General features: G+C 64.1%; 20 protein-coding genes and 1 other RNA gene. 13 read left to right on the forward strand and 8 right to left on the reverse strand.

The features are described 5' to 3' along the window. The first annotated feature begins 2 nt into the window (after nucleotides 1-2). The 4 genes from smc (at nucleotide 3) to ffs (ending at nucleotide 7,429) form a co-directional block, all read left to right on the forward strand. Nucleotides 3-3,491, forward strand: a complete 3,489-nt coding sequence (gene smc / locus HU736_RS00945) for a chromosome segregation protein SMC (RefSeq protein WP_186698720.1) — start codon at nucleotides 3-5, stop codon at nucleotides 3,489-3,491. Nucleotides 3,492-3,696: 205 nt separating this feature from the next. Continuing rightward, nucleotides 3,697-4,584: a cell division protein ZipA gene (gene zipA / locus HU736_RS00950; RefSeq protein WP_103436714.1), complete on the forward strand. Its 888-nt coding sequence runs from the start codon at nucleotides 3,697-3,699 to the stop codon at nucleotides 4,582-4,584. A 296-nt stretch (nucleotides 4,585-4,880) separates the two neighbouring features. Further along, nucleotides 4,881-7,211 (forward strand): NAD-dependent DNA ligase LigA, encoded by a 2,331-nt coding sequence (gene ligA, locus HU736_RS00955; protein ID WP_103436715.1) that lies wholly within the window; start codon nucleotides 4,881-4,883, stop codon nucleotides 7,209-7,211. A 121-nt stretch (nucleotides 7,212-7,332) separates the two neighbouring features. Further along, nucleotides 7,333-7,429, forward strand: an RNA gene (gene ffs / locus HU736_RS00960) — signal recognition particle sRNA small type. Between the two features lie 78 nt (nucleotides 7,430-7,507). Here the strand turns inward: ffs and HU736_RS00965 are convergent. Next, entirely contained in the window at nucleotides 7,508-7,912 is a 405-nt protein-coding gene (locus HU736_RS00965) for a helix-turn-helix domain-containing protein (protein WP_186698722.1), read from the reverse strand. Nucleotides 7,913-7,995: 83 nt separating this feature from the next. Between HU736_RS00965 and HU736_RS00970 the strand changes: the two genes are divergently transcribed. After that, nucleotides 7,996-8,484, forward strand: a complete 489-nt coding sequence (locus HU736_RS00970) for a DUF2938 domain-containing protein (protein WP_186698724.1) — start codon at nucleotides 7,996-7,998, stop codon at nucleotides 8,482-8,484. Here the strand turns inward: HU736_RS00970 and HU736_RS00975 are convergent. Then, nucleotides 8,473-9,243, reverse strand: coding sequence for a substrate-binding periplasmic protein (locus HU736_RS00975; protein WP_186698726.1), 771 nt, complete (start codon nucleotides 9,241-9,243; stop codon nucleotides 8,473-8,475). The two genes, HU736_RS00970 and HU736_RS00975, sit on opposite strands and share 12 nt — an antisense overlap. 128 nt (nucleotides 9,244-9,371) lie before the next feature. Between HU736_RS00975 and dnaX the strand changes: the two genes are divergently transcribed. The 3 genes from dnaX to recR all read left to right on the forward strand — a co-directional run bounded on the left by dnaX (nucleotide 9,372) and on the right by recR (nucleotide 12,632). Then, nucleotides 9,372-11,417: a DNA polymerase III subunit gamma/tau gene (dnaX, locus tag HU736_RS00980; protein WP_186698728.1), complete on the forward strand. Its 2,046-nt coding sequence runs from the start codon at nucleotides 9,372-9,374 to the stop codon at nucleotides 11,415-11,417. A gap of 65 nt (nucleotides 11,418-11,482) precedes the next feature. After that, entirely contained in the window at nucleotides 11,483-11,809 is a 327-nt protein-coding gene (locus tag HU736_RS00985) for a YbaB/EbfC family nucleoid-associated protein (RefSeq protein WP_101318032.1), read from the forward strand. Nucleotides 11,810-12,029: 220 nt separating this feature from the next. Continuing rightward, a complete protein-coding gene (recR, locus tag HU736_RS00990) occupies nucleotides 12,030-12,632 on the forward strand; it encodes a recombination mediator RecR (protein WP_103436720.1) in 603 nt (200 codons plus the stop codon). Nucleotides 12,633-12,649: 17 nt separating this feature from the next. On the opposite strand, the gene HU736_RS00995 is transcribed toward recR, so the two are convergent. Next, nucleotides 12,650-14,503: a sigma-54-dependent Fis family transcriptional regulator gene (locus HU736_RS00995; RefSeq protein ID WP_186698730.1), complete on the reverse strand. Its 1,854-nt coding sequence runs from the start codon at nucleotides 14,501-14,503 to the stop codon at nucleotides 12,650-12,652. A 279-nt stretch (nucleotides 14,504-14,782) separates the two neighbouring features. Between HU736_RS00995 and HU736_RS01000 the strand changes: the two genes are divergently transcribed. Genes HU736_RS01000 through HU736_RS01020 form a run of 5 tightly spaced genes read left to right on the forward strand, consistent with a single transcriptional unit; the run spans nucleotide 14,783 to nucleotide 20,110 of the window. Beyond that, the gene (locus HU736_RS01000; RefSeq protein WP_103436722.1) at nucleotides 14,783-15,838 is read left to right on the forward strand and encodes an ATP-NAD kinase family protein; all 1,056 of its coding nucleotides are present in this window, start codon (nucleotides 14,783-14,785) and stop codon (nucleotides 15,836-15,838) included. A 22-nt stretch (nucleotides 15,839-15,860) separates the two neighbouring features. Then, nucleotides 15,861-16,838, forward strand: coding sequence for a thiamine pyrophosphate-dependent dehydrogenase E1 component subunit alpha (locus HU736_RS01005; RefSeq protein ID WP_186698732.1), 978 nt, complete (start codon nucleotides 15,861-15,863; stop codon nucleotides 16,836-16,838). A 32-nt stretch (nucleotides 16,839-16,870) separates the two neighbouring features. Then, complete coding sequence (locus HU736_RS01010) at nucleotides 16,871-17,893, forward strand: alpha-ketoacid dehydrogenase subunit beta (protein WP_103436723.1); 1,023 nt, start codon at nucleotides 16,871-16,873, stop codon at nucleotides 17,891-17,893. Continuing rightward, nucleotides 17,890-18,996 carry an acetoin dehydrogenase dihydrolipoyllysine-residue acetyltransferase subunit gene (locus HU736_RS01015; protein WP_103436724.1) on the forward strand — a complete coding sequence of 369 codons (1,107 nt, stop codon included), beginning with the start codon at nucleotides 17,890-17,892 and terminating at the stop codon, nucleotides 18,994-18,996. The genes HU736_RS01010 and HU736_RS01015 overlap by 4 nt, the downstream gene beginning before the upstream one ends. A 49-nt stretch (nucleotides 18,997-19,045) precedes the next feature. Further along, nucleotides 19,046-20,110, forward strand: a complete 1,065-nt coding sequence (locus HU736_RS01020) for a 2,3-butanediol dehydrogenase (protein ID WP_225913003.1) — start codon at nucleotides 19,046-19,048, stop codon at nucleotides 20,108-20,110. 68 nt (nucleotides 20,111-20,178) lie between these two features. On the opposite strand, the gene HU736_RS01025 is transcribed toward HU736_RS01020, so the two are convergent. The 5 genes from HU736_RS01025 to ccoS form a co-directional block, all read right to left on the reverse strand. After that, the gene (locus tag HU736_RS01025; RefSeq protein ID WP_101318049.1) at nucleotides 20,179-20,727 is read right to left on the reverse strand and encodes an adenine phosphoribosyltransferase; all 549 of its coding nucleotides are present in this window, start codon (nucleotides 20,725-20,727) and stop codon (nucleotides 20,179-20,181) included. A 48-nt stretch (nucleotides 20,728-20,775) separates the two neighbouring features. Continuing rightward, entirely contained in the window at nucleotides 20,776-21,510 is a 735-nt protein-coding gene (gene fnrA, locus HU736_RS01030; RefSeq protein ID WP_101318051.1) for a Crp/Fnr family transcriptional regulator FnrA, read from the reverse strand. A 179-nt stretch (nucleotides 21,511-21,689) separates the two neighbouring features. Then, on the reverse strand, nucleotides 21,690-23,072 hold the full coding sequence (hemN, locus tag HU736_RS01035; RefSeq protein WP_103436726.1) for an oxygen-independent coproporphyrinogen III oxidase: 1,383 nt from the start codon (nucleotides 23,070-23,072) through the stop codon (nucleotides 21,690-21,692). 97 nt (nucleotides 23,073-23,169) lie between these two features. Beyond that, on the reverse strand, nucleotides 23,170-23,853 hold the full coding sequence (locus HU736_RS01040) for a sulfite exporter TauE/SafE family protein (protein ID WP_103436727.1): 684 nt from the start codon (nucleotides 23,851-23,853) through the stop codon (nucleotides 23,170-23,172). Further along, nucleotides 23,846-24,055 (reverse strand): cbb3-type cytochrome oxidase assembly protein CcoS, encoded by a 210-nt coding sequence (gene ccoS / locus HU736_RS01045; RefSeq protein WP_103436728.1) that lies wholly within the window; start codon nucleotides 24,053-24,055, stop codon nucleotides 23,846-23,848. Before ccoS ends, HU736_RS01040 begins: the two co-directional genes overlap by 8 nt. Between the last annotated feature and the right edge of the window lie 11 nt (nucleotides 24,056-24,066).

Here is a 24,066-nt window from a genome sequence, read left to right on the forward strand (position 1 = left end):
CGATGCGCTTGAAGTGCATTCGCCTGGCCGGGTTCAAGTCGTTCGTCGACCCGACCACGGTCAACTTCCCCAGCAACATGGCCGCCGTGGTCGGGCCCAATGGCTGTGGCAAGTCCAACATCATCGACGCGGTGCGCTGGGTGATGGGCGAAAGTTCGGCTAAAAACCTGCGCGGCGAGTCGATGACCGACGTCATCTTCAATGGCTCGACCAGTCGCAAGCCGGTCAGCCAGGCCAGTATCGAGCTGGTGTTCGACAACAGCGACAATACCCTGGTCGGCGAGTACGCCGCCTACGCCGAGATCTCGATCCGGCGCAAAGTGACCCGCGACGCCCAGAATACCTACTACCTCAACGGCACCAAATGCCGTCGCCGCGACATTACCGATATCTTCCTCGGAACCGGGCTGGGCCCGCGCAGCTACTCGATCATCGAGCAGGGCATGATCTCCAAGCTGATCGAGGCCAAGCCAGAGGAGCTACGCAACTTCATCGAAGAAGCCGCCGGCATCTCCAAGTACAAGGAACGCCGCCGCGAGACCGAAACCCGAATTCGCCGCACCCAGGAAAACCTCGCCCGCCTGACCGACCTGCGCGATGAGCTCGGGCGCCAGCTCGAGCGTTTGCACCGCCAGGCCCAGGCCGCAGAAAAGTATCGCGAGTACAAAGCTGAAGAGCGTCTGCTCAAGGCGCGCTTGTCGGCCCTGCGCTGGCGTGAGCTGGACCAGAAGGTGCAGCAACGCGGCGCCGTCATCGGCGATCAGGAAGTAGCCTTCGAGGCGCTGGTGGCCGAGCAACGCAATGCCGATGCCAGCATCGAGCGCCTGCGCGACGGCCACCATGAGTTGTCCGAACGCTTCAACCAGGTCCAGGGCCGCTTCTATTCGGTGGCCGGTGACATTGCCCGGGTCGAGCAGAGCATTCAGCACGGCCAGCAGCGCCTGCGCCAGTTGCAGGATGATCTCAAGGAAGCCGAGCGCACACGGCTGGAAACCGAGTCGCACCTGGGCCATGACCGCACCCTGCTGGCGACCCTCGGCGAAGAACTGGAGCAGCTTGGGCCTGAGCAGGAGATGACCCTCGCGGCAGCTGAAGAAGCGGCTGCCGTGCTCGAAGAAGCCGAGCTGGGCATGCACGGCTGGCAGGAGCAGTGGGACAGTTTCAATACCCGCTCAGCCGAGCCGCGGCGCCAGGCCGAAGTCCAGCAATCGCGCTTGCAGCAGCTGGAAACCAGCCTCGAGCGCTTGGCTGAACGCCAGCGCAAGCTGGCTGACGAACGCGATCAGCTCAGCGCCGACCCGCAGGACGCAGCCATGCTCGAGTTGACCGAGCAGGTCGCCAGCAGTGAGCTGCTGCTGGAAGAACTGCAGCTCAGCGAGCAGGACGTGCTCGAGCGCCTCGAAGCTGTGCGTGAGCAACTGCAGCAGCTCAACCAGAGCCATCAGCAGTTGCAGGGCGAGCAACAGCGTCTGGGCGGCCGGCTGGCGTCGCTGGAGGCGTTGCAGCAAGCCGCCCTGGAGCCGTCTGCCGGTGCTGGCGAGTGGCTGCGCGAGCAAGGTTTGCAACAGCGTCCGCGCCTGGCCGAGGGTTTGCGCGTCGAGGCAGGTTGGGAGCTTGCCGTCGAGACGGTGCTGGGTGCCGACTTGCAGGCAGTGCTGGTCGACGACTTCAACCAGCTGGACTTCGCCGCACTGGAACAAGGTGATTTGCGCCTGTTGCTGGCGGCCGGCGAGGGCGCTCGGGTGCCCGGCAGCTTGCTCGACAAGGTCGAAGGGCGCACCGACCTCAGCCCTTGGCTGGGCCAGGTGCGTCCGGTCGAGACCCTTGAGCAGGCGCTGAACCAGCGCGCAAGTCTGCTGGCTGGCGAAAGCCTGGTCAGTCGCGATGGCTACTGGGTGGGCCGGCATTGCCTGCGCGTAAGCCGCGGCAGCGAAGCGCAAGGCGGCGTGCTTGCCCGCGCGCAGGAGATCGAGCAGCTGGCCGAGCAGCAACTGCAGCAACAGGAGCAGTTGGACCAGTTCGAGGAGCGCCTGCATAGCCAGCGTGAGCAACAGCGTGGCCTTGAAGAGCAGCGCGAACAACTGCGCCGCCGTAGCCAGGACGAAAACCGTCAGCACGGTGAGCTCAAGGCGCGTTTGTCTGCCGGTCGCGCCCGCGCCGAGCAGCTTGAGCTGCGTCGCCGCCGCCTTGAAGAAGAATTAAGCGAGCTGGGTGAGCAGCGCGCCATCGAGCACGAACAGCTCGGCGAGGCGCGGCTGATCCTGCAAGAGGCCCTTGACCTGATGGCCGAGGACACCGAGCAGCGCGAACAATTGCTGGCCCGCCGCGACACCTTGCGCGAAGGCCTCGACCGCATCCGCCAGGAAGCCCGCCAGCACAAGGACCACGCTCACCAGTTGGCCGTGCGCCTGGGCTCGCTGCGTGCCCAGCACGGTTCCACCCGGCAGGCGCTGGAGCGGCTGGAGCAGCAAGCCGAGCGCCTGAGCGAGCGCCAGGAGCAGTTGAGCCTGAATCTGGAAGAGGGCGAAGCGCCGCAGGAAGAGCTGCGCCTAAAACTAGAAGAGCTGCTCGAACGGCGCATGAGCGTCGATGAAGAAATGCGCCTGGCCCGGCTGCACATGGACGACGCCGACCGCGAACTGCGCGACGCCGAAAAACGCCGCACCCAGGCTGAGCAGCAGTCGCTTTTGCTGCGTGGTCAGCTGGAGCAGTCACGGCTTGAATCGCAAGGCCTCAACCTGCGTCGCAGCACTTTGCAGGAACAACTGCTGGCCGACGGTTTTGACCTGCAAGGCGTGCTTGCCACGCTCGATCCCGAGGCCAGCGAAGCGACCACCGAACAGCAGCTCGAACAAATCGAAGGGCGCATTCAGCGCCTGGGTGCGATCAACCTGGCAGCCATCGAAGAGTACGAGCAACAGTCCGAGCGCAAACGCTATCTGGATGCGCAGGACGCCGATCTGGTCGAAGCGCTCGAGACCCTGGAAAACGTCATCCGCAAGATCGACAAGGAAACCCGCACCCGCTTCAAGGATACCTTTGATCAGATAAATGCCGGTTTGCAGGCACTTTTTCCAAAAGTTTTCGGCGGTGGCAGCGCTTACTTGGAACTGACGGGCGAAGATTTACTCGATACTGGGGTGACAATCATGGCGCGCCCGCCGGGCAAGAAAAACAGCACCATCCATTTGTTGTCGGGTGGCGAGAAAGCACTGACTGCGTTGGCGCTGGTGTTCGCTATCTTCAAACTCAACCCGGCACCGTTCTGCATGCTCGACGAAGTCGATGCGCCGCTGGACGATGCCAACGTCGGGCGGTACGCCCGGTTGGTCAAGGAAATGAGCGAGACCGTGCAGTTCATCTACATCACCCACAACAAGATCGCCATGGAGATGGCCGATCAGCTGATGGGGGTGACGATGCACGAGCCAGGCTGTTCACGTCTTGTTGCAGTTGATGTAGAGGCGGCAATGGCCATGGTAGACGCCTGATAAGCGACGTTGAGGCGTTTTCAGCAGCTAAAACGCCTGTCATGTGTGACAGACGGTGTAAAGTTGCCTTTGGTCGTGCTAGCTTTACCGTCACGTGTATTCTGCGTGGGTAAAACGCCTGTCAGAACATAGAGTTGGCGCCACGTGTTAAAGGGCTTTGAACCCTTTGTTTTCAAGCATATTTTTTATAGAGGCACGGGATTAAATGGAAATCGGTCTGCGCGAGTGGCTGATCGTCATCGGCATCATTGTCATCGCCGGTATTCTTTTCGACGGCTGGCGTCGCATGCGTGGTGGCAAAGGCAAGTTGAAATTCCGTCTCGACCGCAGCTACTCCAATGTTGCGGACGAAGAAGGCGGCGCGGAAGTGCTCGGCCCGGCACGCGTGCTGGAAGGCCAGCACAAAGAGCCCGAGCTGGACGAAACCGACCTGCCGTCGATGAGCGCAGGGCGTGAGCGCGAGCGCGAAGCCAAACCGGTCAAGGCCGCCAAGCGCGGCAAGCGCAACAGCGAGCCGCAGCAAGGCGATCTGAGCCTGGCAGCCGAGCCGCGTGAGCCCGACCTGTTCGCCGAGCCGGACAACGCCTACGAGACCGACAACAACCGCACCAGCGGTTTCTCCTCAAGCTCGTCCAGCAGCAGCGTCAAGGAGCTGCCACCGGCTGAAGAAGTGCTGGTGATCAGCGTGATCTCCCGTGACGAAACCGGCTTCCGCGGCCCGGCACTGTTGCAGAACATTCTCGAGAGCGGTCTGCGCTTTGGCGAAATGGACATCTTCCACCGTCACGAGAGCATGGCCGGTCACGGCGAAGTGCTGTTCTCGATGGCCAACGCGGTCAAGCCAGGGGTGTTTGACCTGGATGACATCGACCATTTCAGCACCCGTGCGGTGAGCTTCTTCCTCGGCTTGCCAGGCCCACGCCATCCCAAGCAGGCGTTCGACGTAATGGTTGCTGCTGCGCGCAAGCTGGCCCATGAGCTCGATGGCGAACTCAAGGATGACCAGCGTAGCGTGTTGACGGCGCAGACCATCGAGCATTATCGCCAGCGAATCGTTGAGTTCGAGCGTCGCGCGCTGACTCAGAAGCGTTGATTTAACCGTGCGGGCAGGGTCGATAGTGATTCTGCCCGCAGTGATTTATGCGCTAGAGCAGCTCTGGTGCTGAGTGGGGCAGGTGGGCGCGGCGGTGCCTGGATTGGGGCTGCGGCGCAGCCCTTTCGCGACACAAGGCCGCTCCTACAGGGACCGCGCAAGGCCGGTCCCCACCGCTCTTCAGGCATGTGCGGTCCCTGTAGGAGCGGCCTTGTGTCGCGAAAGGGCCGCATAGCGGCCCCCTATCCGCCAAACTCACCCGAAGCCGCTCTTGTGCCCAGCAAGAGAACACCCTCATGACCGCCGAAACCCGCATCCATCAGCTGCGCGCCGAACTCGACCAGCACAACTACCGCTATTACGTACTCGACGAACCGAGCATCCCCGACGCCGAATACGACCGCCTGTTCAACGAACTCAAAGCCCTCGAAGCCGAACACCCGCATCTGGTCACCCCTGACTCGCCAACCCAGCGCGTCGGCGGCAGTGCCCTGGCGGCTTTCAGCCAGATCCGCCATGAAGTGCCCATGCTCAGTCTGGGCAACGCCTTCGAAGAAGCTGACCTGCGTGAATTCGATCGCCGCGTGGTCGACGGCCTCGATCAGCCTGACGCCGTTGACTACAGCTGCGAGCCCAAGCTCGACGGCCTTGCGGTCAGCCTGCTGTACCGCGATGGCCAGTTGGTGCAAGGTGCCACCCGTGGCGACGGGACCACTGGCGAAGACATCAGCAGCAACGTGCGCACCGTACGCAACATCCCACTCAAGCTGCAGGGCAGTGGCTGGCCGGCGGTGCTCGAAGTGCGCGGTGAAGTGTTCATGAGCAAGGCCGGCTTCGACCGCCTCAACGCCAGCCAGGCTGCCATTGGCGGCAAGACCTTCGCCAACCCGCGCAACGCCGCCGCCGGCAGCCTGCGCCAGCTGGACTCGAAGATCACCGCCAGCCGCCCGCTGGAATTCTGCTGCTATGGCGTTGGGCAAACCTCCGAAAGCATCGCCGACAGCCACATCGACACCCTCGAGAAGCTCAAGACCTGGGGCATGCCGATCAGCCGCGAGCTCAAGCACGCCGCTGGTATTGAAGAATGTCTGGCCTACTACCAGGACATCGGCGCTCGCCGCAACGAGCTGGCCTACGAGATCGATGGCGTGGTGTTCAAGGTCAACAGCCTGGCCGCGCAGCGCGAGCTGGGCTTTCGCGCACGCGAGCCGCGCTGGGCGATCGCCCATAAATTCCCCGCCATGGAAGAGCTGACCGAAGTGCTCGACGTCGAGTTTCAGGTCGGTCGTACCGGCGCAGTCACGCCTGTCGCGCGCCTGAAACCGGTCAAGGTCGCCGGCGTCACCGTATCCAATGCCACCCTGCACAACATGGACGAAGTCGCCCGGCTCGGCGTGCATATCGGCGACACGGTGATCATCCGTCGCGCTGGCGACGTCATCCCGCAAGTCATGCAGGTGGTGCTCGAGCGCCGCCCAGCTGACGCTCGTCCGGTGCCGGTGCCGAGTGAATGCCCGGTGTGCGGCTCGCAGGTCGAGCGTACCCAGTTGATCAAGCGCAGCAAAGGCAAAGAGACCACCAGCGAAGGTGCGGTCTACCGCTGCGTTGGCCGCCTGGCCTGCGCCGCGCAGCTGAAGCAGGCGATCATCCACTACGTCTCGCGCCGCGCCATGGACATCGATGGTCTAGGCGAAAAAAGCGTCGAGCAGTTGGTCGATGAGGGGCTGATCCGCTCGCCGGCTGACCTGTACAAGCTGACTTTCGAGCAGATCGTCGACCTCGAAGGCTTTGCCGAGGTTTCCAGCAACAAACTGCTCGAGGCCATCAACAACAGCAAGCGACCAAACCTGGCGCGCTTCATCTACGCCCTCGGCATCCCCGATGTCGGCGAAGAGACCGCCAAGGTCCTGGCGCGCTCGCTGGGCAGCCTGGCGCGGGTGCAGGAGGCGCTGCCGCAGGTGCTCACCTACCTGCCCGATATCGGCCTGGAAGTCGCCCACGAGATCCATAACTTCTTTGAAGACCAGCACAACCGCGACGTCATCCAGCAGTTGCTCGACAGCGGCATGCAGTTGCAAGAGGAGGGCGAGCTGGCCCCCGAATTCGCCGCCAGCACTACCCTCGCCGGGCTGATCGCCAAGCTCGACATCGCTTCGGTCGGCCCGACTGGCGCCGAGAAGCTGGTGGCCAAGCTCGGCAGCCTCGAGCAGATCATCCAGGCCGACGGCATCGACCTGCGTCAGGCCCTTGCGGCCAAGCAAGCCGAAGCCGTGCGCGAGTTCTTCAAGGTCGAGGCCAACCAACAGCTGGCACGCGCTATCGAAGCGCAGCTGCTGAAGTTCGGCATGCACTGGGCCAGCGAGAAGCGCGTGGTCGAAGGCCTTCCCCTGGCCGGGCAGACCTGGGTGCTTACCGGCAGCCTCGAGCGCATGAGCCGCGACATCGCCAAGGACAAGCTCGAACAGCTCGGCGCCAAGGTCGCCGGTTCGGTCTCTGGCAAGACTCACTGCGTCGTCGCCGGCCCCGGCGCCGGCTCGAAGCTGGCCAAAGCCAGCGAACTCGGGGTCAAGGTGCTCGATGAAGACGCCTTTGTCGGCTTTTTGGCCGGCCACGGCATCGACATCTGACCGCCTCGCGGGACAAGTCATTGAGAAATGATGATTTTTTCTTGATGCAGAGGTTGTAACTTCGTCCCAGAGCGGTACAATGGCGCGGCTTGTCACATGGCAAGTCGCGTTATGGTGGCCCTACCGGTCCCTCCGCATTGATTACCCGTTGACCTGGTCAGATCCGGAAGGAAGCAGCCAAGGCGGGGACATTGAGTGCCGGGGTGTGGCTGGTGGGGCTGCCTCCATTTCAGGGGTCGGAAAATCTTTCGACGCGCCTGCTTCAGCATCTCCTTTCGCTGCCAAATCCTACACCCTCAGTTATTCGAGCCACGCTCGCGTACACGCACCCCTGCCGCCGCAGCCTTCATCAAGCGCTGAAACGTCGAGCACGCCAGATGATCTTCCTCCGGGCAAGCCGCCGCATGCCGCAGCCCTTTACTCATGGCCTGCAAGCGTTTGACCTGTGCATCGATTTCGTTCGCCTTGGCCCTGAGCATGTCGCGATCGACCTGCAGGTCTACCAGCATCGCCCGCACTTCACTCAATGAAAACCCTGCTGCCTGCCCAAGCGCGATCAAGGCCAGGCGATCGGCTACGTCTGCGGAAAACTGGCGACGTTGGCCGGGGCTGCTAAGTGACTCGAGCAAGCCAGTCTTGGCGTAGTAGCGTAGGGTCGAGGCGGGTACTCCGGTGCGCTTGGCGACATCGGCGATGTCCATGATTGCTCCCTTGACTTGAAGTTGACTTCAACTTCTATGCTGCGCGGCATTGGGGTTTTTCGTCAATCTGCGAGGGTGTATTCATGGGCGTTACGGTTTTATTGATTTCCACGCTGGTGGTCGGCATCGGCGCCACGTTGGTGATGGATGTGTGGGCGATGGTGCTGCGCCGCCTGGGGGTGACAACGCTTAACTACGCCATGCTCGGGCGCTGGGCGGGGCACCTGCTGCGGGGCAGGGTGCACCATGCAGCTATCGCCAAGGCGGAGCCGATCAGGCACGAGCGGGTGTTGGGCTGGGCGTTGCATTACGCGATTGGCCTGTTCTTCGCCGCCGCGTTGCTGGCACTGCAAGGGGCCGATTGGCTGCACGCGCCGACGCTGCTGCCAGCGCTGACCTTTGGGCTGTGTACCGTTGTGGCGCCGCTGTGCATTCTACAGCCGGCAATGGGGGCGGGCTGGTTTGCCAGCAAGACGCCAGCGCCGCTGCGCAACAGCCTGCGCAGTGTGGCCACGCACCTGGTGTTCGGCAGCGGCTTGTACGCCACGGCGTTGCTGCTTTCACTGGTGTGAGCCGCTCACCATCGGCGCTGGCGAAGTGGGCGCGGCGTAGTGGTGGACAATGCGTTCCATCTCACCAGACTGCTTGATCCGCACCAGCGCCCTGAGCAGCGCCTGGGTCGGGCGCGACGGGTCGCTGCGGACCACGCAACCGAGGTTTTGCTCTTCCAGCAGCGCGCGGCTCTGCAATTGCGCTTCGGCTGGCAGTTGGCGGTTGAACCACTGCAGCGATAACTCATTGCTCACTGCGTACTGGTAGCGCCCGGCCTGTAATTTCTGCAGGGCCAGTTGTTGGCTACGGCTGTCTTCGCGGTGCAATTGTCCTCGGCTGAACAGGGGTTGCAGGGTAGGGTAGCTATAGCCGAGGACCGTACCAATGGCTTGAGCAGGCAGGCGCGAGGCATCCACGGGGTCGAGCAGGCCGGCGCGGCTCACCAGCAGATCGCGCTGGACCATCAGCGGCACGCTCCAGATGTACTCGCCCGGGCGCTCGATCAACCAGTTGGTTGCGAGGTGGCAGCGCACGTCGATATCGCCGTCCTCCATGGCTTGCTGCATGCGCAGGCGGGCCAACACGTGGTACTCAGGCCGCACGCCGGCTTCGCGCGCGGCAGATTGCATCAAGTCATAAAGAATGCCTTCGACCGGCTGACCGTGCTTGATCCTGATCAGCGGCATGCTCCAGCTCTCGGCAATGGCGAAGCGCAGCACCGGTTGCTCGGCCCAGCTGGGCGTGGCGCATAACAGCAGGCTGGCCAGTAGTCGGCGCATGTGTATTCCTCCTTGATCTGCGTCGAACCGTGCATGGCTTAGCGTAGACGAGATTGGCCGGGTGCAATTTCGGCCTCGCTCCGCTAGCATTAGCGATCTTCCGCTGGTTCAGTTTGCGATGGTTTTTGATGAGTTATCAGGTTCTTGCACGTAAGTGGCGTCCGCGCTCGTTCCGCGAAATGGTCGGGCAGACCCATGTGCTCAAGGCATTGATCAATGCGCTGGACAACCAGCGGCTGCATCACGCCTACCTGTTTACCGGTACCCGCGGGGTCGGCAAGACCACCATCGCGCGGATCATCGCCAAGTGCCTGAACTGCGAAACCGGCATCACCTCGACGCCCTGTGGCACCTGCTCGGTGTGCCGGGAGATCGACGAGGGGCGCTTCGTCGACCTGATCGAGATCGACGCCGCCAGCCGGACCAAGGTCGAAGACACCCGCGAGCTGCTCGACAACGTGCAGTACGCACCGAGCCGTGGCCGCTTCAAGGTCTACCTGATCGACGAAGTGCACATGCTCTCAACGCACTCGTTCAACGCCTTGCTGAAGACGCTGGAAGAGCCGCCGCCCTACGTCAAGTTCATCCTCGCCACCACCGACCCGCAAAAGCTGCCGGCCACCATCCTCTCGCGCTGCTTGCAGTTCTCGTTGAAGAACATGAGCCCGGAGCGGGTGGTAGAGCACCTTAACCACGTGCTGACTGCCGAGAACGTGCCGTTCGAGGATGACGCGCTGTGGCTGCTCGGCCGCGCTGCCGATGGCTCGATGCGCGATGCCATGAGCCTGACCGATCAGGCCATCGCTTTTGGCGAAGGCAAGGTACTGGCCGCCGATGTGCGGGCGATGCTCGGCACCCTTGACCACGGCCAGGTGTATGGCGTATTGCAGGCGTTGCTCGAAGGCGATGCGCGAGCGCTGCTGGAGGCAGTGCGCGATTTGGCCGAGCAAGGCCCGGACTGGTCCGGCGTGCTCGCCGAGATGCTCAACGTGCTGCACCGCGTGGCCATCGCCCAGGCGCTGCCCGAGGCGGTCGACAATGGTCAGGGCGACCGTGATCGAGTCCTGGCGCTGGCGTCGGCGCTGCCTGCCGAGGACGTGCAGTTCTACTATCAGATGGGGTTGATTGGCCGGCGCGACTTGCCGCTGGCACCAGACCCGCGCGGCGGTTTCGAAATGGTCCTGCTGCGCATGTTGGCGTTCCGCCCGGCGGACAACGATGACGCGCCGAGACCGCAGCTAAAGCCAGTGGGGATCAGCCAGGCCACAGCTGATTCAGCAAAAGCGGTGGCAGCGGCAGCGCCCGTCAGCGCGGTTGCAGAGGTGCCGGCCCCGGCTGCGCCGGTGGCCCCAGCGGTTGCCGAACCAGTAGTCGCGGAGCCTGTTGCGGAGCCAGAGCCAGAGCCAGAGCCAGAGCCAGAACCTGCTGCGCCAGCGCCAGTTGCAGAGCAAGCCATCGACCTGCCATGGGAAGAGCAGGCAGCGCCTGTCGCTCCGCCGAAGCCACTTGCGCCTGAGCCGCCAGCCAAGCCCGAGCCGCAACCCGAAGCACAGCACGCGCCGTCACATGACGATGCGCCGCCGTTCGACCCGGCTGCCTACGATGGCGTCGGTATGGACCGCGACGACGAGCCGCCGCTGGACGAGGACTATTACGCAGGCGAAGCCGACCCGGTTGGTTTCAGCTACCTGGACGAACTCGCCGAGCACGTCCAGGAAGACCGGCAGGCGCCGCCGCCCGAGCCGCTGCCAGCCTCCAAGCCGGCGACCGGGCTGGCCCTGCAATGGTTGGAATTATGCCCACAGTTGCCTGTATCGGGGATGACAGGCAACATCGCCGCAAACTGTACGTTGATTGCCGTCGACGGCGACAATTGGCTGCTGCACCTTGACCCGGCGCAGGGCGCGCTGTTCAACTCGACCCAGCAGCGGCGCTTGAACGACGCGCTCAACCAGCACCTCGGGCGCACCCTGCAACTGAGCATCGAGCTGATCCGCCCGGAGCAGGAGACCCCAGCCCAGGCCGCAGCGCGCAAGCGTTCCGAGCGTCAGCACGATGCCGAAGTGTCGATCGAGCAGGATCCGCTCATCCAGCAGATGATCCGCCAGTTTGGCGCGACCGTGCGGCAGGATACTATTGAGCCCGTAGAGCCTCTGGTCAGCCAGGGGCAATAAACCGATATCCATGCGGCCGGCACTGCGCCAGGCCGCATCATATGAACCAATCGAGGTATACCCCCATGATGAAAGGTGGCATGGCAGGCCTGATGAAGCAGGCTCAGCAAATGCAGGAAAAAATGGCCAAGATGCAGGAAGAGCTGGCCAGCGCCGAAGTCACTGGTCAGTCCGGCGCCGGCCTGGTCAGCGTGGTCATGACCGGCCGTCATGACGTCAAGCGCATCAGCCTCGACGATAGCCTGATGCAGGAAGACAAGGAAGTCCTCGAAGACCTGATCGCTGCCGCCGTCAACGACGCCGTGCGCAAGGTCGAGCAGAACAGCCAAGATAAGATGGGCGGCATGACCGCTGGCATGCAACTGCCGCCGGGCTTCAAGATGCCGTTCTAAGGCATTGGCTTTCCTGTAGGACAAAACGCCCGTTGATCGGGCGTTTTTTTTTGCGCTGGTTAAACCCTGGCCAGTAACCGCAGCCGACCGAACCCGCAGGCGCGGTCGGGGGTCAACCACAACACAGGTAGGCCTTGTCGGTATCGGCTGTAGCTGATTTGACGCTGCCTGCCGTGGCCGGTATAAACCGCCTCTTAATTTGTATTGTCAGGCCTCTCCGATGAGCTTCAGCCCACTGATCCGCCAACTGATCGACTCGCTGCGCATCCTGCCCGGTGTCGGCCAGAAAACCGCCCAGCGCATGGCCCTGCAGTTGCTCGAACGTGACCGCAGCGGCGGCCTGCGCCTGGCGCAGAGCCTGACCCAGGCGATGGAAGGGGTCGGCCACTGCCGCCAGTGCCGAACCTTGACCGAACAGGAGCTGTGCCCGCAGTGCGCCGATGTGCGCCGCGACGACACCCAGCTGTGTGTGGTCGAGGGGCCGATGGATGTGTATGCCGTGGAGCAGACCGGTTTCCGCGGTCGCTACTTCGTACTCAAGGGGCACCTGTCGCCGCTCGATGGCCTCGGGCCTGAGGCTATCGGCATCCCGCAGCTGATGGCGCGCATCGCCGAACAGGACAGCTTCACCGAAGTGATCCTCGCCACCAACCCGACCGTGGAAGGTGAAGCGACCGCGCACTACATCGCCCAGTTGTTGCACGAGAAGGGCCTGGTTGCCTCGCGTATCGCCCATGGCGTGCCGCTCGGTGGCGAGCTGGAGCTGGTCGATGGCGGCACCCTGGCCCATGCCTTTGCCGGGCGCCGGCCGATTGCGCTGTAACTGACTGCCCCCAGCGGTTACTTCATCCGCGGCATTTCAATCCGGTGCTCGTGCACGCGCCGGTACAAGGTTGCCCGAGAAATGCCCAGCGCCTGAGCCGCATCCGCCGGTTTCCAGCGATGACGAATCAGCGCATCGAGAATCATCTGCCGGGCCGGGCTGGAGACGCTGGTCAGCGCCGGCGCGTCCTGAGCGGCGCCGCGCAGCTCTTGCGGTAGATCATCCAGGCGCAACTGGCCCCCATCACACACCGCGCAGGCATAGCGCAGCACCTGGCGCAGCTGCCTGAGGTTGCCCGGCCAGCGGTAGCTCAACAGCGCTTCCAGCGCCGCATCGGTGAGCAGCACCTCAACCCCGCAGGCCTGCGCCTCCTCGGCCAGCAGGCGGTGGATCAGGCTCAGGCGGTCGTCGCGCTCGCGTAGCGGCGGCAGTTCGAAGCGGGCGTTCGCCAGGCGGAAGTACAGGTCCTCGCGAAAGCGCCCGTCGCTGACCATCATTGCCAGGTCACGGTGAGTGGCGCAAATCACCTGAATATCGACGCGCTCGCGCCGGGCGGCACCCAGCGGCGCCACCTCGCCCTCGGCCAGCACCCGCAGCAGCCGGGTTTGCAGGCTTAGCGGCATGTCGCCGATCTCGTCGAGAAACAGCGTGCCACCATCGGCCTGCTGGAGCAGGCCCTGCATACCTTTGCTCGATGCGCCGGTAAACGCCCCGGCGACGTAGCCAAACAACTCGCTCTCGATCAGCGACTCCGGGATCGCCGCGCAATTGAGCGTGACAAACGGCCCTGCTGCGCGCTGGCTGAGCTGGTGCAGCTGGCGCGCGAAGACTTCCTTGCCGACCCCGGTTTCACCTTGCACCAGCACCGCCAGATTGCAGTCCTTGACCCGCGTGGCCAGGCGCAGGTGCTGGCTGATCCGCGCGTCTTGCGCTTGCGGCGTGGGCACTGATGGCGTGCTGCGCCGTTGTGGCGCGCTGACTCGCCCGTACAAGGCAAAGCCCGGCAGGCGCTGGGCGCTGGCCTCGCTGGCGCGGCGCAGTTGCTCAAGGTCGAACAGCTCGCCGATGTGCTGCGGCAGGCGCCCATTGCGCGCCAGCAGATGCTCGCGGGCGAGGCTGTTGAGCGCTTGCAGGCGGCCTTCGCCATCCCAGGCGAGCAGGTAATCGGGCTGGCTTTCGACATAACCGGGGGTGCCGTGGGCGCGCATCACCCAGTGGCCCTGGCTGCTGTGCATGAAGAAGGCGTTTTCGATCTCGCGAGCGGTCTGCTCAACCAGCTGGCGAATCAGGTGTTGGCTGCGCCGATCATCCGGCGACTTCAGCGCGGACACGTCGACCACCCCCAGCAGTTCACCCAGCGGGTCGAACACCGGCGCTGCGGTACAGGTCAGGCCGATGAATGCGGCGCGATAGTGATCGCGCTTGTGCACGGTCACCGGTGCCTTGCTGGTCAACACTGCCGCCACGCCGCAGGTGCCTTCTTCCACTTCCGACCAGCAGGTGCCCAGATACAGGCCGGCCTTGCGGCAGTCAGTGCGGATGCTGCTGTCGACCCGGTAGTCGATGGTGCGGCCCTGGCCGTCGGTCAGCAGCACGCAGTAGTCGGCGCCGCGCACCTGGGCGTGCAGGCGTGCCACGGCGTCGCTGGCGATGCGCAGAAACAGCTCGGCGCGCTCGCGGCATTCGTTTAGCAGGTTTTGCGAAAGGATGCGTGGACCCTGCTGCGAGCCAGGGTCGAGGTGATGCAGCTCCATCGAGCGCCGCCACGAGTCGAGGATCAGTGCGGGTACCGGCACCTGTGGCTGGCGTTCGGCGTTCTTCAGCACGCGGCTGACGCAGTCAACATGGGCTCTGGAGTTCGCGGCGAGCATTCGGGCCTCCGGGTCTCTCGTTCTTGTCTTTATCGAGCCATTAAGCACGCGCGCGACCACTGCGACAAGCGCTGCTTGATTGGCGGCGCGGCTGAGACGCGGCGTCTCAGCGTCTCGCGGTCAGCGCTGCTGGCGCGGCACCCGGCGTCTCGCCGGCAAGCCGCCAACGTGCACTGGGCACTAGCTGAAACCGCTCTGCCACAGGGCTTGCAGCGTTCAGATCAAAAGCTGGCACCGGCCTTGCTCTGGCTCTCCTCAAACAATAAAACGAGGTGCGCCATGCGCCAGCCCGGCCCGATCATCGGGATCATTGCCAACCCTGCCTCCGGTCGCGACCTGCGCCGCCTGACGGCCAATGCCGGTTTGTATTCCAGCACCGACAAAGCCTCGGCGATCCAGCGCCTGCTCGCCGCATTTGGCGCCACCGGCATTGCCAAGGTGCTGCTGCCAACCGATATGACCGGCATCGCCGCCGCGGTGCTCAAGGCCAGCACTGGCCCGATGGCCCGTGAGCAGCGCTGGCCGGCGTTGCAAATGCTCGATCTGTCCTTGACGCAAACCGTCGCCGACACCCGCCTCGCGGCTCGCCAGATGGTCGAGCAGGGCGTGGCGATGATCGCTGTGCTGGGCGGCGACGGCACGCACAAGGCGGTCGCCGCCGAAGCCGGCGATACGCCGTTGCTGACCTTGTCGACCGGCACCAACAACGCCTTCCCCGAACTGCGCGAAGCGACCAGCGCGGGTCTCGCCGGTGGCCTGCTGGCCAGCGGGCAGATCCCCGCAGCCATCGGCCTGCGCCGCAACAAGCGGCTGCTGGTGCGGGTGCCGCAACAGCAGCTGTGCGAATGGGCGTTGGTCGAGGTCGCGGTTTCACCTCAACGCTTTGTCGGCGCCCGCGCCTTGAGCCGCAGCGAAGACCTGGCAGAAGTGTTCGCCTGCTTTGCCGAGCCACACGCCATCGGCCTGTCGGCCATCTGCGGGCTGTGGTGCCCGGTTTCACGTCAGGCCGAGCAGGGCGCCTGGGTGCGCCTCGATGCCAGCGCCACACAGGTCTTGCTGGCGCCGCTCGCGCCCGGCTTGTTGCAAGGCTGTGGGGTGACCGCCAGTGGCCCGCTGCAGCCGGGCGTGGCGTATCCACTGAGCCTGCGCAGCGGCACCCTGGCGCTGGATGGCGAGCGTGAAATCGAGTTTGCCGAGCAAGACACCCCAACCATCACCCTCGACCTGCACGGCCCACTTTCGGTCGATGTCGAGGCGGTGCTGGCGCATGCCGCCCGCCACCATCTGCTGGTCGTCCCCCGCGACCAGCGGCACACCCCTGCAACCCTGCGTTGAGACAACCCTGGAGAACAACAAGATGTCCACCCAACTCAGCTCCGAGCAGTTGCTGCATGCCTATGAAGTCATGCGCACCATCCGCGCCTTCGAAGAGCGCCTGCATGTCGAGTTTGCCACCGGCGAGATCCCCGGTTTCGTCCACCTGTACGCCGGCGAAGAAGCCTCGGCGGCCGGGGTCATGGCGCACCTGCGTGATTCCGATTGCATCGCCTCCAACCACCGCGGCCATGGCCACTGCATCGCCAAGGGCGTCGATGTGTACGGGATGATGGCCGAGATCTACGGCAAGAAGACCGGCGTCTGCGGCGGCAAGGGCGGCTCCATGCACATCGCCGACCTGTCCAAGGGCATGCTCGGCGCCAACGGCATCGTCGGTGCCGGCGCGCCGCTGGTGGCCGGCTCGGCGCTGGCAGCCAAGCTCAAGGGCCGCGATGACGTCTCGGTGGTGTTCTTCGGCGACGGCGCCTCCAACGAAGGCGCGGTGTTCGAAGCCATGAACATGGCCTCGGTGATGAACCTGGCGTGCATCTTCGTCGCCGAGAACAACGGCTACGCCGAAGCCACCGCGTCGAAATGGTCGGTTGCCTGCGACCATATTGCCGACCGCGCCGCCGGCTTCGGCATGCCCGGGGTGACGATCGACGGCTACGACTTCTTTGCCGTGCACGAAGCCGCAGGCGCCGCCGTCGAGCGTGCGCGCAGTGGCCAGGGGCCGTCGCTGATCGAGGTCAAGCTGACCCGCTACTACGGCCACTTCGAGGGCGACGCACAAACCTACCGCGCCCCCGACGAGGTCAAGAACCTGCGCGAAACCCGCGACTGCCTACTGCAGTTTCGCAACAAGACCACCCGTGCCGGCCTGCTCAGCGCCGCGCAACTGGACGCCATCGATGGCCGCGTCGACGGCCTGATCGAGGACGCCGTACGCCGCGCCAAGGCCGATCCCAAACCACAGCCCGCCGATCTGCTCAGCGACGTTTACGTCAGCTACCCGTGAGCCCCGACAATAACAACGACAGGACAATCACCATGGCAAGAAAGATCAGTTACCAGCAGGCCATCAACGAGGCCCTGGCCCAGGAAATGCGCCGCGACAGCACTGTGTTCATCATTGGCGAAGACGTCGCCGGCGGCGCCGGTGCGCCGGGTGAGCAGGACGCCTGGGGTGGCGTGCTTGGCGTGACCAAGGGCCTTTATCATCAGTTTCCGGGGCGGGTGCTGGATGCGCCGCTGTCTGAAATCGGTTACGTCGGTGCCGCTGTCGGTGCTGCCACCCAAGGCCTGCGCCCAGTCTGCGAACTGATGTTCGTCGACTTTGCCGGCTGCTGCCTGGACCAGATCCTCAACCAGGCGGCGAAGTTTCGCTACATGTTCGGCGGCAAGGCGGTGACACCGCTGGTGATGCGCACCATGGTCGGCGCAGGCCTGCGCGCAGCGGCCCAGCATTCGCAGATGCTCACCTCGCTGTGGACGCATATCCCGGGCCTGAAGGTGGTCTGCCCGTCGTCGCCGTATGACGCCAAGGGCCTGCTGATCCAGGCCATCCGTGACAACGACCCGGTGATCTTCTGCGAGCACAAGCTGCTCTACAGCATGCAGGGCGAAGTACCCGAAGAGCTCTACACCGTGCCTTTCGGCGAGGCCAATTACCTGCGCGACGGCGACGACATCACCCTGGTGACCTACGGGCGCATGGTCCATCTGGCCATGGAAGCTGCCAACAACCTGGCCCGCCAGGGCATCGATTGCGAGGTGCTCGACCTGCGTACCACCAGCCCGCTGGACGAGGACAGCATCCTTGAGAGCGTGGAGAAAACCGGCCGGCTGGTGGTGATCGACGAAGCCAACCCGCGTTGCTCGCTGGCCACCGACATCAGTGCCTTGGTCGCGCAAAAGGCCTTTGCCGCGCTCAAGGGCCCGATCGAGATGGTTACCGCGCCGCATACGCCGGTGCCGTTCTCCGATGCCCTCGAAGACCTGTACATCCCCGATGCGGCGAAGATCGAAGCCGCCGTGCGCAAAGTCATGGACGCCTCAAGGAGTGCTGCATGAGCCAGATCCATACCCTGACCATGCCCAAGTGGGGCCTGTCGATGACCGAAGGCCGAGTCGACGCCTGGCTCAAGCAGGAAGGCGAGCAGATCAACAAGGGCGACGAAGTGCTGGATGTCGAGACCGACAAGATCAGCAGCAGCGTCGAGGCGCCGTTCAGCGGCGTATTGCGCCGCCAGGTCGCCCAGCCGGACGAAACCCTGGCAGTCGGCGCATTGCTCGCCGTGCTGGTCGATGGCGAGGCGGATGAGGCCGAGATCGACGCTGTGGTCGAGCGCTTCCAGGCCGAGTTCGTCGCCAGCGCTGCCAGTGAGCAGGCGCAAGGCCCGGCACCGCAGAAAGCCGAGGTCGGCGGGCGCCTGCTGCGCTGGTTCGAACTGGGCGAGGGCGGTACACCGCTGGTACTGGTGCACGGCTTTGGCGGCGACCTCAACAACTGGCTGTTCAACCACCCGGCCCTGGCCGCCGAACGGCGGGTGATCGCGCTGGACCTGCCCGGTCACGGCGAGTCGGCAAAGACCCTTGAGCATGGTGACCTGGACGAACTCAGCGGCGCCGTGTTGGCCTTGCTCGACCACCTCGATATCACCCGCGCGCACCTGGCCGGGCATTCCATGGGCGGTGCGGTGTGCTTGAACCTGGCCCGCCTGGCGCCGCAGCGGGTGGCCAGCCTGAGCTTGATCGCCAGCGTTGGTCTGGGCCGGGAGATCAATGGCGACTACCTGCGCGGTTTTGTCGAAGCGGCCAATCGCAATGGCTTGAAACCAGCCATGAGCCAACTGTTTGCCGACCAAGGCATGGTCACCCGGCAGATGCTCGAGGACATGCTCAAGTTCAAGCGCCTCGAAGGCGTCGACGCTGCCCTGCGTTTGTTGGCCGCAGCGATTGCCGATGGCGACCAGCAACGCCATGACCTGCGCGGCGTGATCGCCCAACAGCCGACCCTGGTGCTGTGGGGCAGCGAAGACGCGATCATCCCGGCCAGCCATGCCCAAGGCGTAGAGGCCGAAGCGGTGGTGCTGCCAGGGGTTGGCCATATGGTGCAGATGGAAGCTGCCGAGCAGATCAACCAGCTGCTGCAGGACTTTGTCCGCAAGCACTGATCCCGTGAGCCTGGAGAAAACAACAATGAACGACCTCAGCCACTCCCATATGCGCGCCGCCGTCTGGCATGGGCGCAATGACATTCGCGTCGAACAGGTACCGCTGCCGGCAGACCCACCGCCGGGCTGGGTGCAGATCAAGGTCGATTGGTGCGGCATCTGCGGCTCGGACCTGCACGAGTACGTGGCCGGGCCGGTATTTATCCCGGTCGAAGCACCGCACCCGCTGACTGGTATTCAGGGCCAGTGCATTCTAGGCCACGAATTCTGCGGCGAGATCGCCAAGCTCGGCGAGGGCGTCAGCGGCTACGCCGTTGGCGATTCGGTTGCGGCCGATGCCTGCCAGCACTGCGGCACCTGCTATTACTGCACCCATGGCTTGTACAACATCTGTGAAAAACTGGCCTTTACCGGGCTGATGAACAACGGTGCGTTCGCCGAGCGAGTCAACGTCCCGGCCAATCTGCTCTACCGCCTGCCCGAAGGCTTCCCGCGCGAAGCCGGCGCGCTGATCGAGCCGCTGGCGGTGGGCATGCATGCGGTGAAAAAGGCCGGCAGCCTGCTTGGGCAGAACGTGGTGGTAGTCGGGGCTGGCACCATCGGCCTGTGCACCATCATGTGCGCCAAGGCCGCAGGTGCGGCTCAGGTGATCGCCCTGGAGATGTCCTCGGCGCGCAAGGCCAAGGCCCTTGAGGTCGGCGCCAGTGCAGTGCTCGACCCGAGCCAGTGCGACGCGCTGGCTGAAATCCGCGCGCTCACCGGCGGGCTGGGTGCGGATGTCAGCTTCGAATGCATCGGCAACAAGAACACCGCCAAGCTGGCCATCGATGCGATTCGCAAAGCGGGCAAGTGCGTACTGGTGGGGATTTTCGAGGAGCCGAGCCTGTTCAACTTCTTCGATCTGGTCTCGACCGAGAAACAGGTGCTGGGTGCCTTGGCCTACAACGGCGAGTTTGCCGATGTGATCGCCTTCATCAACGATGGCCGCCTGAACATTCAGCCACTGGTGACCGGGCGCATCGGCCTGGAGCAGATCGTCGAGCTGGGCTTTGAGGAGTTGGTCAACAACAAGGAGCAGAATGTGAAGATCATCGTCTCGCCAGGCGGGCGTTGATTTACACAGGCTGACCTACGCGGGGAGATGCGCTGGCCGCCAGCGGCCAGCGCAGATCAGGCAGGCCCCTAGTATTCGCTCAGGGAAAACTCGGTCAGGCAGAAGGTCGGCACGCCTGCGTCCTGCAGCCGTTGCGAGCCTTCCAGCTCCGGCAGGTCGATGATCGCCGCCGCTTCGAATACTTGCGCGCCGGTGCGACGGACCAGGTTGGCTGCTGCCAGCAAGGTGCCGCCGGTGGCAATCAGGTCATCGAAGATCAGCACCGAGTCGCCTTCACACAGGCTGTCGGCGTGCACTTCAAGAAACGCCTCGCCGTACTCGGTCTGATAGCCCTCGGACAGCACATGCGCCGGTAGCTTGCCCTGTTTGCGGAACAGGATCAGCGGCTTGTTCAACTGGTGGGCAATGATCGACCCGATCAGAAAACCGCGCGCATCCATGGCACCGATATGGCTGAATTCGGCCTCGACATAGCGCTCGATGAACCGGTCGGCCACATAGCGCAGGCCGCGCGGCGACTGGAACAACGGGGTGATGTCACGGAAGATCACACCCGGCTTGGGAAAGTCCACTACCGGGCGGATCAGGGCTTTGAGGTCGAAAGTGTCGCTGTACATGAGGGGTATCCTGAGAAATCTGGCCGCAAGTATACCCCGTCAACTGGCTCAGGCGTCGATTGCGCCGCCGGCCAGTGCGCACAGCTGGATCGGGTCGAGGATATGCACTTCCTTGCCCTCGGCCGTGATCAGGCCGTTTTGCTGGAAGCGCGTGAACACCCGCGACACGGTTTCCACAGCCAGGCCCAGGTAGTTGCCGATCTCGTTGCGCGACATGCTCAGACGGAACTGGTTGGCCGAATAACCGCGTGCGCGGAAGCGCGCCGACAGGTTGACCAGGAAGGTGGCGATGCGCTCGTCAGCGGTTTTTTTCGACAGCAGCAGCATCATTTGCTGGTCGTCGCGAATCTCCCGACTCATCACCCGCATCAGCTGACGGCGCAACTGCGGCAGTTGCACCGACAGTTCGTCGAGGCGCTCGAAGGGGATCTCGCATACCGAGGTGGTTTCCTGGGCCTGGGCCGATACCGGGTAGGCCTCGGTGTCCATGCCCGACAGGCCGACCAGCTCGCTGGGCAGGTGGAAGCCGGTGATCTGCTCCTCGCCGCTGTCGCTCAGGCTGAAGGTCTTCAGTGCACCGGAGCGAACTGCATAGACCGAGCCAAAATCGTCGCCCTGGCGGAACAGGAATTCTCCCTTTTTCAGCGGGCGGCCGCGTTTGACGATTTCATCCAGCGCATCCATGTCCTCAAGGTTAAGGGACAATGGCAGGCACAACGGGGCCAGGCTGCAATCCTTGCAGTGGGCCTGGTTGTGTGTGCGCAGTTTTACTGGCTCGGACATTTCAATCGATCCTTGTGGGAAATCACACATAAGCCGTAAGGATAACCGACGGCATGGCTTGAGGGCCAGCCTGCACTTTTTTGTGCAGGCTGGCGGGGCTGCAGCGTGGTGTCGCGCAGCCCGTCCTCAGCCAATGATGTGCCTGCCCCACAGGGAAGTCCATGCGCTGCTTGGTCGCGTCAGATCACCCGCGAGAAACGCTGGCGATTGTGTTGCGCCAGGTAGGCATCGAACACCATGCATACCGAGCGGACCAACAGGCGCCCGGCCGGCAGGACCTTGATGCCCTTGCTGTCGAGACGGATCAGACCGTCGCTGTGCATCGCCTGCAGTTGCGGCCATAGCTCATTGAAGTAACCACGAAAATCGATCGTGAAGGTGCGTTCTATCTGTTCGAAGTCCAGTTCGAAATGGCAGATCAATTGCTGGATCACCGCCCGGCGCAGGCGATCATCCTGGTTGCATAGCAGCCCGCGCTGGGTTGCCAGTTGTGCGTTGGAGAGGAGCTCCTTGTAGGTGTTCAGGTCGCTGCTGTTCTGGCAGTACAGATCGCCGATCTGGCTGATGGCCGACACCCCGAGGCCGATCAGGTCGCAATGACCGTGGGTGGTGTAGCCCTGGAAGTTGCGCTGCAGGGTGCCTTCTTCCTGGGCGATGGCCAGCTCGTCGTCGGGCAGGGCAAAGTGGTCCATGCCGATGTAGCGGTAACCCGCTGCGGTCAGTTGCTCGATGGTGGCGTGGAGCATTTCCAGCTTGGCTGCCGGGGCCGGCAGGTCGTTGCTGTCGATGCGCCGCTGGGGCATGAAGCGCTCTGGCAGGTGCGCGTAGTTGAACACCGAAAGGCGGTCAGGCTGCAGCCGGATCACTTCGTCGACGGTGCGGGCGAAGCCCTCCGGGGTCTGCTTGGGCAGGCCGTAGATCAAATCCAGGTTGACCGAGCGGAACTGCAAGGTACGCGCCGCCTCGATCAGGGCGCGGGTCTGCTCCAGGCTCTGCAGGCGGTTGACCGCACGCTGCACCACTGGGTCGAGGTCTTGCACACCGAGGCTGACCCGGTTGAAGCCCAGTTCGCGCAGCAGGCCCATGGTCGACCAGTCGGCTTCACGCGGGTCAAGCTCGATGCCGTAGTCGCCGGAGTCGTCGTCGAGCAGGTTGAAGTGCTCGCGCAGGCTCGCCATCAGCTGACGCAATTCGACATGGCTGAGGAAGGTCGGCGTGCCGCCACCAAAGTGCAGCTGTTCCACACGTTGGTTAGGTTCCAGATGACAGGCGATCAGCTGAATTTCCTGTTGCAGGCGCTGCAGGTAGGGCAGGGCGCGGGCGCGGTCCTTGGTGATGACCTTGTTGCATGCGCAGTAGTAGCAGATGTTGGCGCAGAACGGCACGTGCACATACAGCGACAGCGGCCGTACCGCGCGGCGGCTCTCGCGCAGGGCATGTAGCAGGTCGAACGAACCCACTTCGCTGTGCAGTTGCAGAGCGGTTGGGTAGGAGGTGTAGCGAGGGCCGGCCAGGTCGTAACGGCGGATAAGGTCGGCGTCCCAACGAAGTTCGTCGAGCATGTGGAATAGTCCCCGGATAGGAGCAGCAGTGTCCGAAGTCTATGGGCGTCTGTAGGAATCTGTTTTGATTTGTATCAACGCGCCTCGCGAGGCGCGCTCAGTGGCCCATCAGCCAGTGCTGGTGCGGGCCGGGCAGGGTCCACAGGCCAAACACGATCACCAGCAGGCCACCGGCCACGCGCACACTGCGTTTGCGCAGCAGCCGATTGACCCGCTCGGCGGCCAGCCCGGTGGCGAGCAATACCGGCCAGGTGCCGAGGCCGAATGCCAGCATCAGCGCCGCGCTGTAGCCGGCATTGCCCTGGCTCGCCGCCCACAACAGGGTGCTGTAGACCAGCCCGCACGGCAGCCAGCCCCACAGTGCACCGAGCAGCAGCGCCCGCGGCAAACTCGACACCGGCAACAAGCGTGTTGCCAGCGGTTGAATATGCCGCCACAGGCCACGGCCCAGTGCTTCGATGCGGGTCAGCCCGCTCCACCAACCGGCCAGGTACAGGCCCATGGCGATCAACAGCAACGCCGCGATCGCCCGCAACACCTGCGCTGCCGGGCTGCTGGCCACGGCCCAGCCGGCCATGCCCAGCAGCAGGCCGGCGCTGGCATAGCTGAGTACGCGGCCGAGGTTGTAGGCCAGCAACAAGCGCAGCCGGCGGCCGCGTTGTTCTGCCGGAATGGCCAGAGTCAGCGCGCCCATCAGGCCGCCGCACATGCCCAGGCAGTGGCCGCCGCCAAGCAGGCCGAGCACCAGGGCCGAGCCTAGCAGGGGCAGCAGTTCAAACACGGGGCGGGGTGTCCTCATCTGCGGGCTTGGTGTCGTGCTTGACCGCCGCTTGATGGCCTGGGTCCTGGTCATCGAAGAGGATGCTGTGCGCCGGGCTGTCGAGGTCGTCGTACTGGCCGCTGTCGACGGCCCAGAAGAAGATGTAGATGGCCACGCCAACGATCAGCAGGGCTGCGGGAATCATGATGTACAGCGCAGGCATGGCGGTCTCGC

Origin of the sequence: Pseudomonas shirazensis, from assembly GCF_014268785.2 — a bacterium.
GTDB lineage: Bacteria > Pseudomonadota > Gammaproteobacteria > Pseudomonadales > Pseudomonadaceae > Aquipseudomonas > Aquipseudomonas shirazensis.

Excerpts from the sequence above, each read along its gene's own strand:
- smc (WP_186698720.1), top strand. The coding sequence starts at position 3 with ATGCGCTTGAAGTGCATTCGCCTGGCCGGGTTCAAGTCGTTCGTCGAC.
- zipA (WP_103436714.1), top strand. The coding sequence starts at position 3,697 with ATGGAAATCGGTCTGCGCGAGTGGCTGATCGTCATCGGCATCATTGTC.
- ligA (WP_103436715.1), top strand. The coding sequence starts at position 4,881 with ATGACCGCCGAAACCCGCATCCATCAGCTGCGCGCCGAACTCGACCAG.
- HU736_RS00965 (WP_186698722.1), bottom strand. The coding sequence starts at position 7,912 with ATGGACATCGCCGATGTCGCCAAGCGCACCGGAGTACCCGCCTCGACC.
- HU736_RS00970 (WP_186698724.1), top strand. The coding sequence starts at position 7,996 with ATGGGCGTTACGGTTTTATTGATTTCCACGCTGGTGGTCGGCATCGGC.
- HU736_RS00975 (WP_186698726.1), bottom strand. The coding sequence starts at position 9,243 with ATGCGCCGACTACTGGCCAGCCTGCTGTTATGCGCCACGCCCAGCTGG.
- dnaX (WP_186698728.1), top strand. The coding sequence starts at position 9,372 with ATGAGTTATCAGGTTCTTGCACGTAAGTGGCGTCCGCGCTCGTTCCGC.
- HU736_RS00985 (WP_101318032.1), top strand. The coding sequence starts at position 11,483 with ATGATGAAAGGTGGCATGGCAGGCCTGATGAAGCAGGCTCAGCAAATG.
- recR (WP_103436720.1), top strand. The coding sequence starts at position 12,030 with ATGAGCTTCAGCCCACTGATCCGCCAACTGATCGACTCGCTGCGCATC.
- HU736_RS00995 (WP_186698730.1), bottom strand. The coding sequence starts at position 14,503 with ATGCTCGCCGCGAACTCCAGAGCCCATGTTGACTGCGTCAGCCGCGTG.
- HU736_RS01000 (WP_103436722.1), top strand. The coding sequence starts at position 14,783 with ATGCGCCAGCCCGGCCCGATCATCGGGATCATTGCCAACCCTGCCTCC.
- HU736_RS01005 (WP_186698732.1), top strand. The coding sequence starts at position 15,861 with ATGTCCACCCAACTCAGCTCCGAGCAGTTGCTGCATGCCTATGAAGTC.
- HU736_RS01010 (WP_103436723.1), top strand. The coding sequence starts at position 16,871 with ATGGCAAGAAAGATCAGTTACCAGCAGGCCATCAACGAGGCCCTGGCC.
- HU736_RS01015 (WP_103436724.1), top strand. The coding sequence starts at position 17,890 with ATGAGCCAGATCCATACCCTGACCATGCCCAAGTGGGGCCTGTCGATG.
- HU736_RS01020 (WP_225913003.1), top strand. The coding sequence starts at position 19,046 with ATGCGCGCCGCCGTCTGGCATGGGCGCAATGACATTCGCGTCGAACAG.
- HU736_RS01025 (WP_101318049.1), bottom strand. The coding sequence starts at position 20,727 with ATGTACAGCGACACTTTCGACCTCAAAGCCCTGATCCGCCCGGTAGTG.
- fnrA (WP_101318051.1), bottom strand. The coding sequence starts at position 21,510 with ATGTCCGAGCCAGTAAAACTGCGCACACACAACCAGGCCCACTGCAAG.
- hemN (WP_103436726.1), bottom strand. The coding sequence starts at position 23,072 with ATGCTCGACGAACTTCGTTGGGACGCCGACCTTATCCGCCGTTACGAC.
- ccoS (WP_103436728.1), bottom strand. The coding sequence starts at position 24,055 with ATGCCTGCGCTGTACATCATGATTCCCGCAGCCCTGCTGATCGTTGGC.